Genomic DNA, 16,782 nt, shown 5'->3' on the forward strand with positions numbered 1-16,782 from the left:
CCCTTTCGCAATGATGGAAAAACAGGCACATATTGTCGTAGATTTTGGTACCGGTAACCTGCGCGTAGCAGTACTATCTACCGCGGGTGAATTATTGGGCGTGTCCAGAGAGGACATACCTTATCAGCGGGATACCCGTTATGAGGATTCGATTTATTTTGAACCCTCACAATTATGGGACCGTATTCTGTCGCTCACCCGGACCGCTTTGCAAATAGCAGGGGCTGTCCGGATAGCAGGGATTACTGCCACCAGTCAGCGGGAAGGCATTGTGCTTTTGGACAAAGAAGGTGGCTCGCTGGTGGGTATGCCCAATATTGATCACCGCGGTCGGGACTTTGAATCATTGATTGTCGATCCATCTAGGATCTATCACCTGACGGGTCGTTATCCTACCTCTTTGTTCTCTGCCATGAAAATGGTAGGGCTCCGGGAGCTTCAGACCGAGTGGTGGAAAAAAGCCGATTGCATGATGAGTATCAGTGACTGGGTCGAATACATGTTCAGCGGCGTAAGGCACTATGAACATTCACAGGCCTCAGAGACCCTGGTCTATGATATTGAAAAGAAATCCTGGTCGCAGGAGTTATTGGATAGCTTCGGCCTAGATCGGTCCATGCTGCCGCCCCTGGCAGATTCGGGAACGGTTCTGGGTAATATACAACCGGAACTGGCTGCCGGGCTCGGCATCCCTCCGGATGCAAAAGTTATCGTGGGCGGCGCCGATACCCAACTCGCAGTTTACAGTACCCGCGCAGGCGCCGGAGAAATGGTGATTGTTTCGGGAACCACTACGCCTATTATTAAATTGTCTTCGACTTATGACCTCGACGGGCAACAGCGTACCTGGACGGGGCGTTATATCGATGAAAACAGTTATATGGTAGAAACCAATGCCGGGGTGACCGGCCTGAACTACCAAAGACTAAAAAAGATATTCTATCCCAACGAAGGTTATGAGGTGATTGAGGCCGAGTTGGCCGGGTTGCAGGATTTTCAGTGCGTGGCAGCACTGGGTTCCCTGGTGGCCGATGAAAGAAAGCCATTGATCAAAGGAGGGTTTATATTTCAAACGCCGGTCAACCATGAATTGACGCGGGCCAGTCTGGTCTGGGCGACACTTTGGGATATCGCCTGTAGTATTTATGAGAATTATAAAACCCTGGAAGCCGTTTCTGCCAATGACCAGCCATTTATCTGGACCTGTGGTGGTGGCCTGCAGAGCCGGCTGTTGCAGCAATGTATTGCTGATCTGACCGGTTGTCCGGTCCGATTCCGAAAAAGTTACCCGCATGCTTCAGTCATGGGCGGTATGATGATTTGTAACCAGGCCCTGGGAATGTCCTCTGGCGAAGAGGATCCCTATGATCAGGTCCTGCCGGATCCGGGAGCCAACCATCAGCAACATTATCAACGCTGGAAAGAAACCAGGGCCTTATTAAAAGATATTTTTTAGATGGATTCAGCACTTTTTATCGGTATTGATCTGGGAACACAGGGACTTCGGGTCATCGTTCTGGATGCAGCCGGTGCCATTGTGACCTCCAGTGAGCAGGGTTTTCCGCTCTCCGCCAAGATGCGGGAGGAGCAGGATCCTGAAGATTGGTGGCGGCATTGTCTGGATTGTCTGGAAGAAATAGCTACCCGGTTGACGCCGGCACAGCGGCAACAAATAACGGCCATTACCGTGGATTCCACTTCGGGGACCGTACTGCCTGTCGATCAGGCGGGTCAACCGCTTCATGCGGCGATCATGTACAGTGATCAACGCAGTGCCCGGCAGGCAAAAAAATGTACTGAGGTCGCCCGAAACCATGTAAAGAAAGGATTTACGGGTTTTAGTACTTCTACCGGTCTGGCAAAGATGGTGTGGTATATGGAGCAATTTCCAGAAGCTGCGGATAAGATTTACAAATGGATTCATGCGGCCGATTTTATCACCGGAAAGTTATCCGGGCAGTGGGGTGTGACCGATTATACCAATGCCCTGAAATCCGGTTATGATTTAACTGCACTGCGCTGGCCGGAATATTTGTCAAAGGATCTGGATATTCAACCTGAATGGCTGCCCGAAGTGCAGCCTTCCGGTGTGGTGATCGGACAATTATTGCCCGGGTTGGCCCAACGTCTCGGATTGTCTGAAAAAGTCCGGATTACGACCGGGATTACCGATGGTTGCGCCTCTCAGGTTGCGTCAGGGGCGATGCAACCGGGACAATGGAATACAACCATCGGGACAACCCTGGTGATCAAGGGGGTTACCCGGGAGGAACTGATCGATCCGCAGGAACGTCTGTACAGTCATCGACATCCGGCCGGCTACTGGATGCCTGGGGGAGCCGGCAATATTGGTGCCGATTGGGTGAGCCGGGATTTTAATGAGGATAAGGAAAGCTTGAATGCTGCTGCGGCAGCGCTGACGCCAACCGGTTTGGTGGCATATCCGCTGCTGCAAAAAGGGGAGCGATTTCCATTTTCTGCACCTGATGCCTTAGGTTTTGGGCCGGCGGCTGTTTCCAGGGAACAGTTGTATACGGCGAATATGGAAGGAGTCGCCTGTGCAGAACGATATGCTTACGAAATGATTGAAACATTGTCGGAAGAACCGGTTACGGTCATCTATACTGCAGGTGGAGCCAGCAACAGTGAGAGCTGGTTACAGATCCGCAGTGATCTGATGCAGCGGCCGATCTGTAAAATGCGACACACTTTAGGCGCAGTGGGCGCTGCCATCGTCGCGGCATCAGGTACCCTTTTCCCCGATATAACTGCGGCGACGAAGGCGTTGACCCAGGCACAGAAATGGACTTATCCACGGGCTTTTCTGCGGCAACAGTACGAAGACCAGTATGGTGCTTTTATCGAGGCCATGCGGACACATCAATTTATCCAATAAAAAAAATTATGCTGAAAGTAATTTTACTCCGCCATGGAGAGACCGCCTATAATGCCGATGGGAACCGCTACTGCGGACACACCGATATCGAATTGACACCCAAAGGACTGTCTCAGGCGGAACGGGTCGCTGAACTTTTAAAAGACCTGCAGCCAGATGCCGTATATGCCTCCCCTTTGAAACGGGCGCGCACCACTGCATCTATCGCCTCGGGCGGCAGGGATGTGATCACGGATGAGCGGCTGATTGAACTTGATTTTGGTGCCTGGGAGGGGCTTACCAAGGAAGAATTTATTACACAGAATCCGGTGCTCTGGGAACAATGGATGCAGGATCCTGCGACAGCCCGTGCAGGTGGCAGCGGTGATAATGGCCAGGAGGTTGTAGACCGGGTCAGTGATTTTTTTCAACAGATGCAGCAGCGGCACAGGGGACAGACTATTATGGTTGTCGCCCATAATGGGGTCAACCGCCTGTTTATGGCAGCCATGCTGGGGATGCCCCTGAGTAATTATCGTTCGCTGGTGCAGGAAAATTCCGCGATTACATTGCTGGAATTTGAAAACGATGGGACAATGATCTTAAAGAAACTCAACGCCGCTTCCCTCTGATTCGTGCCTGACTTACGGCACGACACTGAAGTGGATTCGGCATTTAAAAACGAATCATGATGCTGAAGCAAGCTCTTCTGTTGACCGGTCTTTTTTTGAATCTAATCGCAGCGGCGCAGGGCCCGCCGAATATTATTGTTTTTCTGGTAGATGATATGGGCTGGATGGACAGTTCCGTACCTTTTGGGAAAGAGAAAGAGGGCTTGAACCTGCGATTCCAAACGCCGAATATGGAACGTTTGGCCCGTCAGGGAATGAAATTCACCAATGCTTACGCCGCTCCTGTATGTACCCCTTCGCGGGTCAGCCTGATGTCAGGTATGAATGCAGCCCACCATGGTGTAACCAACTGGACATCGGTACTCAAGAATATTCCTTCGGATTATGAGAATAAAAACAGTACACTGCTCCGGCCTGACTGGAATATCAACGGGATGAGTCCGGTTGCGGGTGTCGAACATACGGTCCACGCAACGCCAGTCAGTCAGTTGCTGAAGGATGCCGGATATTTTACCATACATGTGGGTAAGGCACACTGGGCGGCGGCCGGTACACCCGGTGCCAGTCCTTATAATATGGGTTTTCTGGTCAATATTGCCGGTAATGTGGCCGGCATGCCCCAAAGCTATTGGGGAACGGAGCACTATGGGAACCAGCCGGGTAAGTCTAACTATTATGCGGTGCAGAATATGACCGAATATTATGGTACTGATACTTTCCTTACGGAAGCATTGACCCTGGAAGCGCTCAAGGCCCTGGACTATCCCATCCGCCACCGACAACCCTTTTTTCTGTACCTGGCACATTATGCCGTCCACCTGCCCGTCTATGCCGATCAGCGTTTTTTCAACAAATATCTGGCAGCCGGTTTGGATTCCGGCCAGGCCAAATATGCCAGTATGATCGAGGGCATGGATAAAAGCCTGGGTGATATCATGGACTACCTGAAAGAAATGAAGGTCGACACTAATACCGTAATCTTATTTATGTCGGATAATGGCAGCAATAGCATTTCGCCTGCCAAAGGAGATCAGCCACATACCGCAAATGCACCCTTGAGAGAGGGCAAAGCCTCGGTGTACGAAGGAGGCATCCGGGAACCCATGCTGGTAAAATGGCCCGGAGTAATAAAAGCGGGCACAGTAAACGATCAGCCGGTAATAATTGAAGATTTTTTCCCCAGCCTGCTGGAAATCGCCGGTGTGAAAGATGCCAAACCGGTACAAGAGGTAGATGGCAGGAGCTTTGTTCCGATTCTGAAAGGACAGCCGGATGTCTATCCACACAGACAATTCATCTGGCATTATCCCAATAAATGGAAGAAAAAAGACCTGAGCGATATCGATTATCTTGCTGCTATTCGGCAGGACAAGTGGAAACTGGTCTACAGAATGCTTACCGGCGAACTGGAATTATACGAGCTCAGTACGGATATCAGCGAAAAAAATAACCTGGCCGGTCGGTATCCCGAAAAAGTAAAAGCACTGGCAGGGGCGCTCGGCCAACAACTCAGACAATGGCAGGCGCCTATGCCGATCCGAAGGAATACTGGAAAATCAGTAGCCCTGCCCGATGCCTTATGATGAAGCCTTTTTTAAGAATATTGTCCCGTTCTTAAAATGGGGTGGTGAACGGATCAATGGATTAAACTCCAGCGTGTTCAAAATTCCTATATTGGGACAGAACCTTCTGGAAACTTGTACATGGAAACGATAATTTCAGTTTGAATATTAAATGTAAAGGATGAAGCATATTTCTTTAGCGGTTTTACTTATGATTTTTACGATACTGGCTTGCCGGAGCCAGACTGCATCCGGGAACTGGCCGGATTCTATATTTACCGGTAAACAAGGGTCTTTTCATGTGCAGGGAGTTGCGGTGGACCAGGCGCATGGGTTTGTGTATTTTTCTTTTACTGACAAACTAATCAAGATGGATCTGGAAGGCAGGCTGATAGGCAGTGTAACCGGATTTATCGGGCATCTGGGTGATCTGGATTTTAATGAAGCAGATGGCCGAATCTATGGCTCGCTGGAATACAAGAACGATGCAATCGGAAAAGGGATTCTGAAAACCCTGGGGAAGAAGCAGAATACGGAAAACGGGTTCTATATAGCCATTTTTGACGGATCCCGCATCAACCGCCCGGATATGGATGCCGAAAAGGATGACCTGCTGCGTACCGTCTATCTGCCGGAAGTAGCTAAAGATTATGAGGATGAATACCAGGCAGCCGGAAGGACGATCCCGCACCGGTATGGTTGTTCAGGTATCGATGGCCTGACCTTTGGTCCAGCCATAGGTCACAGGAGTAAGGAACAGCAGTATTTGTATGTAGCTTATGGGGTCTATGGGGATACCGATCGGACCGATAATGATCATCAGGTCATCCTGCAGTATGATTTCCGTGACTGGAAAAATTTGGAGAAGCCGCTGTCACAGGAGCATCTGCATCATTCAGGACCTGCCCGGCCCCGCAATAAATATTTTGTATTTACCGGCAGCACCAATTACGGTATTCAGAGCCTGGCTTATGATAAGAGCTCAGGGAATTTTTTTGCGGCTGTCTATAAAGGAAAGAAGACTAACTACCCCAATTATGATCTTTTCGTGATTGATGGGCTGGGCGCGCCCTACCGAACCCGGATCAGTAACGGGGAGAAAAAGGTTAAGGTACAGGCATTGTCACTACTCCAGGCCGGTCTACGGGATCCGGCGACCGGAATTCGGGGCTGGCGGTTCCCCTGGGGCGCTACAGGCCTCTGTCCGCTGGGGGAGGGCCTTTTTTATATTTCACATAATGAAAAAACACCGGATAAGCAGCAACAGTCTACCCTATATACCTATAAGTGGATCGGAAAAGACAAACAATCTTTTGTGCGTCCCAAACCTTAATTGCCTGCTCCATCGCATCCCGCCAGAGCCAGTGGCACTTTCTTGTCATCGGATGTCGATGGATTTTTATAGGTGTTGAAAAATTCTTCGTACAATTGACCTATATTAGCCTGAATATAGGAATCGGAAGGTTCGGTCTTGGGGCGAATCCCCCCTGACGAACTTACTTCCCAAAAATCAAAAAGGATGACCATTGCAATAATAAACGGCCCTAATCTCAATTTGCTCGGACAACGGGAACCTGGCATTTACGGCTCGGAAAGTTTTGAAGCTTATTTTCAGCGCCTGAAAACCGACTATCCTGATATCGACTTTCACTATTTTCAAAGTAATATTGAAGGCGAGCTGGTGGACGCGCTGCAGCGATATGGGAGCGAAGCCGACGGCATCATTTTGAATCCTGCTGCTTATACCCATACTTCGGTGGCCATCGGGGATTGTGTGGCAGCGATCAAGGCGCCCGTTGTGGAAGTGCATATCAGTAATATTCATTCCCGGGAAGAATTCAGAAAATTATCCCATGTCAGTGCCAAAGCCGATGGTACCATATGTGGACTGGGTCTGGACGGTTACCGTCTGGCGCTGGAGCATCTGATTCGTTCATGAACCAGGACCGGGTGCACCCCTTACAATGATCATACCCTCAAAGCAATATAACTTCGATATATGCAGGATACTCAAAAAGCGACTTCTGTATTCACGCTGACCGTAGTGGTCGCCGCCCTCGGTTATTTTGTAGATATTTATGATTTACTATTATTCGGTATCATTCGCATACCGAGTCTCAAAGAGATGGGGCTTACGGCAGAAGAGCTGACCATTGATGGTGAGGCCATTTTGTCCTGGCAGATGACCGGCCTCATGCTGGGCGGCATTCTCTGGGGCGTGCTGGGAGACAGGAAAGGGCGTTCCAGTGTTTTATTTGGCTCAATTCTGCTCTACTCCCTGGCTAATATCGCAAATGGGTTCGTGCAGAACGTGGAACAATATAAATGGATCCGTTTTTTGGCTGGTATCGGGCTGGCTGGAGAACTGGGTGCGGGCATTACGCTGGTGGCAGAACAATTGCCCAGGCATAAAAGGGGTATCGGTACTTCCATTGTGGCTGGCTTCGGTATTTTAGGGGCGGTCGTCGCTTTTTTCATCAAGGAACATTTTGCCTGGCGTACCTGCTATTTTATCGGTGGTGGCCTGGGCCTGTTGCTGTTGCTTTTAAGGGTTTCGGTACTGGAGTCGGGCATGTTCCGGCACATGAAAACCAAGAAGGTTTCGCGGGGAAATATCTGGATGCTGATCAGCAATACGGATCGATTGAAGCGCTATATCCAAAGTATACTAATCGGCGTACCTACCTGGCTGGTCATTGGTATTCTGGTGATGTTCAGCCGCGAATTTGGGGAAGCTTTTGGCATAGCGGAACCGATAGATCCGGGCAAAGCCATTATGTTTGCCTATCTCGGCCTGGCTGTGGGGGACGTGTCGATCGGACTCGTCAGCCAATGGTTAAAAAGCCGGAAAAAAGCATTGTATATATTTTATGGGCTCACCGCTTTGTTTATGTTGCTGTATTTTACCCTCCTCTGGAACAGTACGGCGATGATGATGTATGTGTTGTGCACGGCGCTGGGACTGGCCTCAGGATTCTGGGCGATCTTTGTTACCATCGGCGCCGAGCAGTTTGGTACCAATTTGAGAGCGACAGCGGCTACCACCATTCCCAATATGGTCCGGGGAACAGTTCCACTGGTGCTGCTACTGTTTAATTTTCTGCGCGAACAGCCTGGTATCGGCTATGTAAACGGTGCGATGTATACCTGCATCATCGTGATGGTTATTTCTACGGTTGCGGTCATCGGTTCCCGGGAAACCTTTCACAAAGACCTGGACTTCGAAGAGTCCTGATTGCAGAGAAACGGAATACAGGTTCCCGGTCAACGCTGTTTATCTGTCGGGCCTGATCAGCGGGTCTTCACAAAAATCGACAATTTCCTTCTCGTTAATTTCATACATGCATTTGAAGTGACCCAGCGGACATTTGGCCAGTCCGTATTTAGAGCAGGGGCGGCAGGGTAGTGGTACTCCCGCGACCAGGGCCTGGTCGACCTTATAAGGCTGCACGCCCAGTAATTCAGGCACTGTACTGCCCCATATAGAAGCGATCGGCAGGTTAAATGCTTCGGCGATATGGGTCAACCCCGTATCGAATCCGATAAGCGTCCGGGCCCGGGATACCAGAAATACGGATTCATCCAGACTTGTCCGGCCACAGGCATTATATACCTGTGTTCCACAGGCTTCGGCCACAATTTGACCATTCTCCTGCACATCCTTACCGCCCAGCAAAACAACCGGCTGATCGAGTTGACGGCAGAGCGAAATTATTTTTTCGTTGGGCATGCGTTTGGTAAAATGAGCGGCACCGATCACAAAGCCTATATAAGAGGGGTGATGGCTGGCAGGCAGCAGGTCTTCGATCTGATAATTTTCCTTAATAAAGTAATCGATCGGTTTTTGATCACTGACGACGCCCAGTGGCGCCACCGCTTTCAGGTACCGGTCTACCAGGTGTATGGGTGGCAGTAGTTGCTTCTTTAGTTTAAGACTCAGCCATTTCCTCAGGGTTTGTTTCTGATAGGTGAAAGAACGGATGCCAGTACGGAGTTTAATGATTCGGGTTCGCAGATTGCTGTGTAAATCAATCAGGCAGTCATAGTTTTCTTTCTTGATCTGCGCAACGGTGGCCCCGAGGCTTTCCTGTAATAAAAGTAATTTATCGAGGTAGGGGTTGCCTTCGTAAATATATTTGAACTGTGGCTTGGTAATAAAATGAATTTCGACATCGGGTAATTGTTGTTTGAGACAACGTACCACCGGTGTCGTATAAATGATATCGCCCATGGAGCTGAAACGGATCACCAATATTTTCTTAGGCCGGAACAATGTTAATAGATAGGATGCATCTCCAGGCTTGGCAAATCATAGCCAGTCAGGGGATTACTGATTTTTAATTTTCTGAATAATATTCGTTGTCGAGAGGCCGGCCGTGAAAGGCGTAATTCTGACTTCGCCACCGGCAGCGATCACTTCACTGGCGCCCGCAATATCTGCTACTTTATAATCTGCAGATTTCACCAATACATCCGGCAACAGACTGCTGATAAGTTCCAGCGGGGTGTCCTGGTCAAAAAGAACGACGGCGTCAACACATTCGAGAGCTGCCAGTAACAAGGCACGGTCCTGCTGTCCGATGATTGGCCGGCTTTCCCCTTTGAGTCTTCTGACCGAAGCATCTGTATTCAACCCAATCATCAGCGCCGCTCCGAAGCTTCTGGCGGTTATCAGCGACTGAAGATGACCGGCATGAAGGATATCGAAAACACCGTTGGTAAAGACCAGTTTCCGACCTTGCTGCCGTAAGCTGTTTCGCCATTGCAGGGCCTCAGTCTGGGACATGATTTTACTATGAATATCCACCGTATTCAGGATGTATGGGTTTCAATGAGTGATAGTATTTCCTCCAGTGTAACGGCAACCCCGCCTACCTTACTCACGGCAATCGCCGCGGCATAATTGGCCAGTTCACAGGCTGTTGCAATTTCCACACCGCAGGCCAAAAAGAATCCCAGGCAGGCAAAAACGGTATCTCCCGCGCCGGTAACATCAAAGACTTCCCTGGCTTTTACGGGGAAATATTGCACTTTCTTTGCGGATACCAGTGCCAGCCCTTCTTCGGAAAGGGTGACAATCAGGTGCGTGGATTTCGTCTGATCCAGTAATTTTCTGGCTGCCAGTGTCACTTGTTTTCTGGACTGTATTTTTTCGGTAACTGTTGCTTCGGCCAGTTCCCTTCGATTGGGCTTGATCAGCCAGGCGCCTTTGTATTTGCGATAATTCAGGCCCTTGGGATCGATCAGCACTTTTTTATCCAGACGATGACAAATTTTGATCAGCTTTTGTGTGAAATCCGCTGTCAGCAATCCTTTATTATAATCAGAAAGCATCACGATATCCGCTTTACGGATGCGGGGTTCCAGCTTTTTCAGTAATCTGGCACTGGCGTTGGCTGAAAGCTCAGCTGTACTTTCTCGATCGACCCGCAGCAGTTGATGATTACCCGACATAACCCGGGTTTTGATCGTCGTAGGCCGCTCATGGTCTTCCAGTACGGCAGTTGTATCTATTTGTTCCTTTCGAAGTAATTCTGTAAGCTGTTCGCCCATCAGGTCAGCGCCTGTAATACCGGCAATGGCCACTTTCGCATTGAGGCGGCTGAGGTTCCGTGCGACATTCGCACTACCCCCCAGCGACAGCGTCTCTTCCCGGGCCATAAGTACGGGTACCGGTGCTTCCGGAGAAATCCGGCTGGCGGTTCCCCATACGTACCGGTCCGCCATCATATCGCCTACGACCAGTATATTCGGTCGTTTCCGGGAGGCTGCTATTTTCTGTATCAGTTCTTTATGCATCATCAGCTATGAAAAACACCGCTAAAATAGCTTTTTTGCTTTAAGTCTAAAATTCTTAAATTAAAATTAAAAATGGGTATCCCGATTTAAAACACTGTAATTTTATGGACTTTATCGTCTTTTCATGAAAGTAATTGTAATCGTAGTGTTGTTGGTCGCCAGTTTGATTGCCTGTAAAAAGGATTTTTCCGGCCCCGATCAGGAAGCAGAAACTGAAACCGTACCGACCACCGGAACAGATGCGGAGGAATTGCAATTGCTGGCCGATTCGGTTTTTTTATTTTCCAAAGAAATTTATTACTGGCTGGAAGATATCGAAGGCGTAAGTTATGCCAGTTTTAATCCCCGTAAATATGTGAAGAGCGATGCCTTGGCGACCGCCAGGGCAGTTATGGATCAGATAAGAACCTACAATTACTGGGACAACGAAAAGCAGTACAGTTATGCAGAAGATTATTCTTCGGGTTCCGCCAGTAGCAGCGCTGCGACCAGTGAAAAGGGATACGGTTTTGACGTCAAGGAGGCCTGGAAAGATCGTTCCGTTAATCCTGATTACCAGCCTTCCAGTTTTGCAGGCTGGTTTGTCAGTTATGTTTATCCCGATTCCGATGCGGGTAAAAAAGGCGTGAAGCGGGGTATGCGGCTGGCGAAAGTCAACAATACGAATATGGGTTATACTGATGCAGCGATTGATGTGTTGAATGATATGTTTTACTATCAGACCCTGAATTCTGTAGAGGCCCTGCTGATCCAGCAAAATGGAGACACACTCAAAGTGACAATTTCTAATACTTCCTTTTTCCCAACTTCAATTCTTCATTCGGAAATTTTGGAAAGTGCAGGAGGTAATAAGGCAGGTTACCTGGCCTATAATTATTTTGACAAGCTGGCAGATTCCCAAGCAGATCTGGCAGCGGCCCTGGGAACTTTCCGGTCAGCAGGTATAAAGAATATAATACTCGATTTGCGTTATAATGGGGGTGGCTATACAGCCACACAGGATTATCTGACCAATCACCTGGCACCCAGTGGTACCAGCGGCACCATGTATACGTATTATTATAACAAGAACCTGCAGACAAATAAGTACACACTGATGAAGACCCGGGGGAATTATAATTTTGCCCCTTCGGGTGGAAATGTGGTAAAATTCAATCTTCCTTCGGATGCGTTGAAACCGGAGAAACTGATCGTCATTATAAGTAATTATACGGCCTCTTCCAGTGAGCTGCTGATTAATAACCTGACGCAGGCTTACGAAAGTGCTAATATGGTACTGATTGGAGATGACAATACTTTTGGTAAACCCGTAGGCTTTTTCCCCGTCGATTTGTTTGAGAAAGTGACTTTCTGGACCGTTTCCTTTATGACCCGCAACGCCCGGAATGATTCGGTCTCTTATGAGGGTTTTCAACCCCGGTATAAAATTTATGACGGGGTGGATAAGTCCTGGGGTGATACCAAAGAGGAGTGCCTGGCGGCTGCATTGAATTATCTCGACGGAAAGAAGATTTCAGCGACTATTGGAACAACAACTCCGAGAGCAGTCGTCTCTAAAAAACTTATACTGAAGCGCCGTCAACGGCTAATGGACAATATGTTATTTACCAGGGATTAATCCGTTGTAGAGGTCTTAACTTTCTTTTTCCTGCAGAACAAGCTGCATTTTTTTTGCTTTTTTTCCTTCACTACTTTCTGGCCCGAGGTACTGTCTTGGGCCGAATTGATCGTTTTGGCTCCGGGTTTTACAGTATTAGGCGGTTGCGATCGCTGCTCTTCCCGCTCGAGTATGTATTCCCGGGCGGACTTTTCCGCAGGCTCTTTTGTTTGTGCTGCCACAGGAGCGTGTATTAGCAGCCACCATCCTAAAAAAAGTAAAAGTTGTTTCATTACCGGCTGTTTAACTTATCGGAAAGATGCAAAAAAAGCACTAAGGGTTGGCCGGTCCGTTCGCGGTCATGCCCAGCCAGGCCATGATGCCCATACCGGTTTCAATAGCCGCTTCATTGATATCGAAAATGGGGGTATGTACATTACGGATATGCGCCGGGTCGCCCATAACCCCGAGTCGGTAGAAACAACCCGGAATCTGTTGGGTATAGTATCCAAAGTCTTCTGCGCCCATACGTATTTCAGTTTGTTCCACCGAATCCGCACCCAGGTATTCCGTTGCCAAAGTATGGGCTGCTTCCGTGAGCGGTTCATTATTATATACACTGGGATAACCGATGTCGATATGAAGGTCTAGTTCCCCGCCCATGCCCGACACAAGATTTTGAGAAAGGTCCCGAATCAGCTCATGGGCTTTGAAACGCCAGCTTTCATCCATGGCCCGGAATGTTCCCTTTAGCTTGACTTCCTCAGGGATGACATTGGTCGTCGTGCCGCCGTTGAATGCTGTAATGGAAAGTACCGAAGGGTTTAAGGGCTCCCGATTCCGGCTGATAATCTGCTGTAGGGCTACCACCAGCTGGGAGCCAATTAATATCGGATCTGTTGTCAAATGAGGAGAAGCAGCATGGCCGCCTTTGCTTTTAATGGTAAAATAAAGTTCATCTGCACTGGCCATGACCTTGCCGCTACGGAAGCTGAGTTTGCCGGTAGCCAGTCCCGGGTGTACATGAAGTCCGAAAATGGCAGAAGGAGCGGGGTTTTGTAAAACACCCTCCTTTATCAGCAGACTGGCGCCCCCGGGGTTTTTTTCCTCACCCGGTTGAAAAATAAATTTTATGGTTCCTTCCCACTCATTCTTTAAAGCACTAAGGATTTTTGCGGCACCGAGCAGACAGGTGGTATGAACGTCGTGACCACAGGCATGCATCACACCGGGATGGGTGGATTTATAGGGGACTTCATTGGCTTCAGTAATCGGCAGGGCATCCATATCTGCTCTCAGGGCGATCACCCTGCTTTTCGGGTTGAGGCCCTGCAACAATCCAATGACACCGGTTTCAGCTTTTACCTCAAAGGGAATGCCGAATTCCTGCAGTTGCTGCTGCACGTATTGGGAGGTCTTGAATTCCTGGTAACTAAGTTCGGGATGGGCGTGCAAGTGTCTGCGAACCGCAATGAATTCAGGTAGTTGAGCCTTTGCCAGCGCCTTAATCTTTTCAATCATCAGGCGAATTTACATCTTTTTCTTACCTGTTGTAAGGAATGCCGCAGCTATTCTGCATCGTCGTTATCCGTTGGCTTAATTTCCACCGTGTCATTCATAATAAAGATATTTCCGGGGAAAATAGAGGCCATTCTCCTGCGGTAAGCTTCCGCCTCGTCCCGGGAGGTGAAATTTCCGGCTTTTACCCGATAATAGGGAGACCGGTATTCCATATAAGGCTTTAAATCGGGAAAATTCGTGTAGATCTTGTTACGGGCTGCCAGCGCTTCATTGCGATTATTGGAACTTAGTACCAATAACCGATAACCTTTTGCCGTCCGGCGTTTGGTGGCATTTCTGGTGGAAAGATTGTTGGCTTCCGATTGCTTGTTTAGCAACTGATCAATCCGAGGATCCTTATAGACGTTCACACTATTTTGGGCGATCAGAAAACCGCCGTAAAAAAATGCGATTATAAAAAAGAATGCTTTTAAGGAACAGTTCCCCTGCTGTCTCAAATGCTGGTTTGTATTCATTGTTTCCATGTGTTCATTTTATCGTGGGAAACCAAAAGATTGGTGTTATCCCGCTGCCCATCCAAAAAGCGCTGTGGCCACTATCCCCTGGAATAGATGCTTCTGCCTGCCTATTGGTTGTGTAAAAGTAAATTATTATCTATATATGTGGTTTTAGTACAATATAATTGGATATTTACAGTACAAATCTCGAATAATGGATACCCGAATTGAAATCTTTGGATATATCGCCATGAGCCTGCTCGTACTGTCTTTTATACCCACCCGTGTGGGACTCATTAGAACTATCAATTTTTGTGCCTGTATCTTTTTTGTGATTTATGGCGTACTCCTGGGACTGAAATGGCCGATTATCATTAGCAACGGCCTCATTGCCATAATTCAATTGTATCATTTACTGGTAAAAAAGAAATCCGTAGCCTGATTAACAAGGATAAATAAGGCCTGACCGCTCTTGTGGATATCTTAACAGTTAAAGCAGACAAGTTCCTTATTTTTGTTCCCTTACTATATGCAGCAACCCCTTGTAGCCATAGTTATCTTAAACTGGAACGGAAAATCTTTTTTAGAGGAGTTTTTGCCTTATCTGGTGCGCACCCGGTATGCGAATTTCCAGATCGTTGTTGCCGATAATGCTTCTACTGATGATTCCATAGCTTTTCTAGAATCGCAATATCCTGATATTCGCATCATCCGGTTTATCGAAAACCATGGATTTGCACGCGGGTACAACCTGGCTTTGCAACAAGTAGCGGCTCCTTACTATTTGTTATTGAATTCCGATGTAAAAGTTTCGGAAGACTGGCTCCAGCCCCTGGTTGACCTGCTGGAATCCAATAAGGAGATCGCCGCCTGCCAACCCAAACTATTATCTTATAAACAGCCCCGGCAGTTTGAGTATGCGGGTGCCGCCGGTGGTTGGCTGGATGCCTACGGCTATCCTTTTGCCCGCGGTCGTATTTTTGACATAACTGAAGAGGACCGGGGCCAATTTGACCGGGCGGAACCCATTTTCTGGGCCAGTGGCGCCGCCCTTTTTATCCGATCGGAAGTATTTCAACATTCGGGAGGTTTTGACGACTATTTTTTTGCCCATCAGGAGGAGATTGATCTTTGCTGGAGGGTCCAGTTAATGGGATACCAGATTTATTGCTGTCCCTCGTCGGTCGTCTACCATGTGGGGGGAGGAACCCTTCCTAAGGGGAATTCTTTGAAAACCTTTTTAAACTTCCGCAATAACAATATCATGATATTTAAGAATATGCGGGGCTGGAGACGCTGGTATGTGTTGTTACTGCGGGGTGGATTGGATATTGCTTCGGCTTTTAAGAGTCTGTTGCGCGGAGACGGGGGATATTTTAGGGCGGTTTTTAATGCCCATTGGTCTTTTTTGAACTGGATACTAAGATGGCAAAGTCGTAGCGTCTTTCCAAAAAATCGGCAGGGGGAATTACGGGGATATTATAAAGGAAATGTGGCCTGGCAACATTTCGTAAAGGGTAGAAAGACTTTTTCGGAAATTGTGCGGGAGGATTAAGGAATTTATCTATCGAAGCCTTACTTTTGCAAATATCAATATTAGTTATGGAACCATTTGATGTAGATAAACTTAAACAGCAGGAATACGAGGAGAGTCTCGAGCAGTACGAGAAAAAAGATATCACCAAGAGCTGGGTTACTGCTTCTGCCTATATCTTTTATCTGAGCATCGCCTGCTTTGTTCTGATGACCTGGGGTGGCTGTTACCGCCTTTATACCCAACGGTTTGAGAAGCCGAAAGTGACCGTCCAGCCGAGCACTTTATATACGCCTAAATACAAATAAATTTTTGCGGGGAAAATTTTTTTTCAAAAAAAGAATCCCTTATTTTTGCATCCCCTTACGGGGAAGGTATAAAAAAGTTCTTTTAAGCGGAAGTAGCTCATTTGGTAGAGCACGACCTTGCCAAGGTCGGGGTGGCCGGTTCGAGCCCGGTCTTCCGCTCTGAAAAATCTCTCTGTTCAGAGAGGTTTTTTTTTGATCATTCCATAAGCCCTGGTGGTGGAATTGGTAGACACGCAGGACTTAAAATCCTGTGGGCAGCAATGTCCGTGCGGGTTCAAGTCCCGCCTGGGGCACCAAAAGGCCTTGTAATCAATTGATTTACAAGGCCTTTTTTTTATTGTGTGCCGTGCATGTCGGGTTACTAGGAGGTGAAAGTCCTCTGTGGGGGTTTGTAATCGCCAACCACTAGCTAAGAGCAAGGGTGTCCATCGTGAGGTGGAATCTGAAGGAAGCTTAC

Annotated in this window: 17 protein-coding genes and 2 tRNA genes; 13 read left to right on the top strand and 6 right to left on the bottom strand. The window is 48.2% G+C overall.

Annotated features, from left to right (window positions below; all coding sequences use genetic code 11):
• Positions 1 to 10 precede the first annotated feature (10 nt).
• The 7 genes from ACYVI9_RS05350 (at position 11) to ACYVI9_RS05380 (ending at position 8,304) form a co-directional block, all read left to right on the top strand.
• Positions 11 to 1,456: an FGGY-family carbohydrate kinase gene (locus tag ACYVI9_RS05350; RefSeq protein ID WP_460761651.1), complete on the top strand. Its 1,446-nt coding sequence runs from the start codon at positions 11 to 13 to the stop codon at positions 1,454 to 1,456.
• Positions 1,457 to 2,896, top strand: a complete 1,440-nt coding sequence (locus ACYVI9_RS05355; RefSeq protein ID WP_460761654.1) for an FGGY-family carbohydrate kinase — start codon at positions 1,457 to 1,459, stop codon at positions 2,894 to 2,896.
• An 8-nt stretch (positions 2,897 to 2,904) separates the two neighbouring features.
• The gene (locus ACYVI9_RS05360) at positions 2,905 to 3,507 is read left to right on the top strand and encodes a histidine phosphatase family protein (protein ID WP_460761657.1); all 603 of its coding nucleotides are present in this window, start codon (positions 2,905 to 2,907) and stop codon (positions 3,505 to 3,507) included.
• Between the two features lie 56 nt (positions 3,508 to 3,563).
• Entirely contained in the window at positions 3,564 to 5,090 is a 1,527-nt protein-coding gene (locus ACYVI9_RS05365; protein WP_460761659.1) for a sulfatase, read from the top strand.
• Positions 5,091 to 5,250: 160 nt separating this feature from the next.
• Positions 5,251 to 6,402 carry a hypothetical protein gene (locus tag ACYVI9_RS05370; RefSeq protein ID WP_460761662.1) on the top strand — a complete coding sequence of 384 codons (1,152 nt, stop codon included), beginning with the start codon at positions 5,251 to 5,253 and terminating at the stop codon, positions 6,400 to 6,402.
• Positions 6,403 to 6,588: 186 nt separating this feature from the next.
• The gene (gene aroQ, locus ACYVI9_RS05375) at positions 6,589 to 7,008 is read left to right on the top strand and encodes a type II 3-dehydroquinate dehydratase (RefSeq protein WP_460761664.1); all 420 of its coding nucleotides are present in this window, start codon (positions 6,589 to 6,591) and stop codon (positions 7,006 to 7,008) included.
• A gap of 60 nt (positions 7,009 to 7,068) precedes the next feature.
• Entirely contained in the window at positions 7,069 to 8,304 is a 1,236-nt protein-coding gene (locus ACYVI9_RS05380) for an MFS transporter (RefSeq protein WP_460761667.1), read from the top strand.
• A 39-nt stretch (positions 8,305 to 8,343) separates the two neighbouring features.
• On the opposite strand, the gene ACYVI9_RS05385 is transcribed toward ACYVI9_RS05380, so the two are convergent.
• The 3 genes from ACYVI9_RS05385 to rfaE1 all read right to left on the bottom strand — a co-directional run bounded on the left by ACYVI9_RS05385 (position 8,344) and on the right by rfaE1 (position 10,871).
• Entirely contained in the window at positions 8,344 to 9,318 is a 975-nt protein-coding gene (locus ACYVI9_RS05385) for a glycosyltransferase family 9 protein (RefSeq protein ID WP_460761702.1), read from the bottom strand.
• Between the two features lie 78 nt (positions 9,319 to 9,396).
• On the bottom strand, positions 9,397 to 9,855 hold the full coding sequence (gene rfaE2, locus ACYVI9_RS05390; protein WP_460761669.1) for a D-glycero-beta-D-manno-heptose 1-phosphate adenylyltransferase: 459 nt from the start codon (positions 9,853 to 9,855) through the stop codon (positions 9,397 to 9,399).
• A 26-nt stretch (positions 9,856 to 9,881) separates the two neighbouring features.
• On the bottom strand, positions 9,882 to 10,871 hold the full coding sequence (rfaE1, locus tag ACYVI9_RS05395; protein ID WP_460761672.1) for a D-glycero-beta-D-manno-heptose-7-phosphate kinase: 990 nt from the start codon (positions 10,869 to 10,871) through the stop codon (positions 9,882 to 9,884).
• 121 nt (positions 10,872 to 10,992) lie between these two features.
• On the opposite strand from rfaE1, the gene ACYVI9_RS05400 reads away from it, so the two are divergent.
• Complete coding sequence (locus tag ACYVI9_RS05400; RefSeq protein ID WP_460761675.1) at positions 10,993 to 12,486, top strand: S41 family peptidase; 1,494 nt, start codon at positions 10,993 to 10,995, stop codon at positions 12,484 to 12,486.
• Here ACYVI9_RS05400 and ACYVI9_RS05405 read toward each other — a convergent pair.
• From ACYVI9_RS05405 to ACYVI9_RS05415, 3 genes are read right to left on the bottom strand one after another with little or no spacing between them, the layout of a single operon-like run.
• A complete protein-coding gene (locus ACYVI9_RS05405) occupies positions 12,483 to 12,758 on the bottom strand; it encodes a hypothetical protein (protein ID WP_460761677.1) in 276 nt (91 codons plus the stop codon). The genes ACYVI9_RS05400 and ACYVI9_RS05405 overlap by 4 nt on opposite strands.
• A 40-nt stretch (positions 12,759 to 12,798) precedes the next feature.
• Positions 12,799 to 13,986 (bottom strand): M20 metallopeptidase family protein, encoded by a 1,188-nt coding sequence (locus ACYVI9_RS05410; protein ID WP_460761679.1) that lies wholly within the window; start codon positions 13,984 to 13,986, stop codon positions 12,799 to 12,801.
• Between the two features lie 47 nt (positions 13,987 to 14,033).
• Positions 14,034 to 14,510 (bottom strand): SPOR domain-containing protein, encoded by a 477-nt coding sequence (locus tag ACYVI9_RS05415; RefSeq protein ID WP_460761682.1) that lies wholly within the window; start codon positions 14,508 to 14,510, stop codon positions 14,034 to 14,036.
• Positions 14,511 to 14,697: 187 nt separating this feature from the next.
• Here ACYVI9_RS05415 and ACYVI9_RS05420 point away from each other — a divergent pair, with 187 nt between their 5' ends.
• The 5 genes from ACYVI9_RS05420 to ACYVI9_RS05440 all read left to right on the top strand — a co-directional run bounded on the left by ACYVI9_RS05420 (position 14,698) and on the right by ACYVI9_RS05440 (position 16,621).
• Entirely contained in the window at positions 14,698 to 14,925 is a 228-nt protein-coding gene (locus ACYVI9_RS05420) for a uroporphyrinogen decarboxylase (RefSeq protein WP_460761685.1), read from the top strand.
• An 87-nt stretch (positions 14,926 to 15,012) separates the two neighbouring features.
• Positions 15,013 to 16,038 (top strand): glycosyltransferase family 2 protein, encoded by a 1,026-nt coding sequence (locus ACYVI9_RS05425; RefSeq protein ID WP_460761688.1) that lies wholly within the window; start codon positions 15,013 to 15,015, stop codon positions 16,036 to 16,038.
• Positions 16,039 to 16,085: 47 nt separating this feature from the next.
• On the top strand, positions 16,086 to 16,325 hold the full coding sequence (locus ACYVI9_RS05430) for a hypothetical protein (RefSeq protein ID WP_460761691.1): 240 nt from the start codon (positions 16,086 to 16,088) through the stop codon (positions 16,323 to 16,325).
• An 86-nt stretch (positions 16,326 to 16,411) separates the two neighbouring features.
• A tRNA-Gly gene (locus ACYVI9_RS05435) sits at positions 16,412 to 16,484 on the top strand.
• Positions 16,485 to 16,532: 48 nt separating this feature from the next.
• Positions 16,533 to 16,621, top strand: a tRNA-Leu gene (locus ACYVI9_RS05440).
• Positions 16,622 to 16,782: the final 161 nt, after the last annotated feature.

Source organism: Niabella terrae, from assembly GCF_054783135.1.

Excerpts from the sequence above, each read along its gene's own strand:
- ACYVI9_RS05355 (WP_460761654.1), top strand. The coding sequence starts at position 1,457 with ATGGATTCAGCACTTTTTATCGGTATTGATCTGGGAACACAGGGACTT.
- ACYVI9_RS05430 (WP_460761691.1), top strand. The coding sequence starts at position 16,086 with ATGGAACCATTTGATGTAGATAAACTTAAACAGCAGGAATACGAGGAG.
- ACYVI9_RS05420 (WP_460761685.1), top strand. The coding sequence starts at position 14,698 with ATGGATACCCGAATTGAAATCTTTGGATATATCGCCATGAGCCTGCTC.
- ACYVI9_RS05425 (WP_460761688.1), top strand. The coding sequence starts at position 15,013 with ATGCAGCAACCCCTTGTAGCCATAGTTATCTTAAACTGGAACGGAAAA.
- ACYVI9_RS05365 (WP_460761659.1), top strand. The coding sequence starts at position 3,564 with ATGATGCTGAAGCAAGCTCTTCTGTTGACCGGTCTTTTTTTGAATCTA.
- ACYVI9_RS05370 (WP_460761662.1), top strand. The coding sequence starts at position 5,251 with ATGAAGCATATTTCTTTAGCGGTTTTACTTATGATTTTTACGATACTG.
- rfaE2 (WP_460761669.1), bottom strand. The coding sequence starts at position 9,855 with ATGTCCCAGACTGAGGCCCTGCAATGGCGAAACAGCTTACGGCAGCAA.
- ACYVI9_RS05350 (WP_460761651.1), top strand. The coding sequence starts at position 11 with ATGATGGAAAAACAGGCACATATTGTCGTAGATTTTGGTACCGGTAAC.
- ACYVI9_RS05360 (WP_460761657.1), top strand. The coding sequence starts at position 2,905 with ATGCTGAAAGTAATTTTACTCCGCCATGGAGAGACCGCCTATAATGCC.
- ACYVI9_RS05405 (WP_460761677.1), bottom strand. The coding sequence starts at position 12,758 with ATGAAACAACTTTTACTTTTTTTAGGATGGTGGCTGCTAATACACGCT.
- ACYVI9_RS05380 (WP_460761667.1), top strand. The coding sequence starts at position 7,069 with ATGCAGGATACTCAAAAAGCGACTTCTGTATTCACGCTGACCGTAGTG.
- ACYVI9_RS05410 (WP_460761679.1), bottom strand. The coding sequence starts at position 13,986 with ATGATTGAAAAGATTAAGGCGCTGGCAAAGGCTCAACTACCTGAATTC.
- ACYVI9_RS05400 (WP_460761675.1), top strand. The coding sequence starts at position 10,993 with ATGAAAGTAATTGTAATCGTAGTGTTGTTGGTCGCCAGTTTGATTGCC.
- aroQ (WP_460761664.1), top strand. The coding sequence starts at position 6,589 with ATGACCATTGCAATAATAAACGGCCCTAATCTCAATTTGCTCGGACAA.
- rfaE1 (WP_460761672.1), bottom strand. The coding sequence starts at position 10,871 with ATGATGCATAAAGAACTGATACAGAAAATAGCAGCCTCCCGGAAACGA.
- ACYVI9_RS05415 (WP_460761682.1), bottom strand. The coding sequence starts at position 14,510 with ATGGAAACAATGAATACAAACCAGCATTTGAGACAGCAGGGGAACTGT.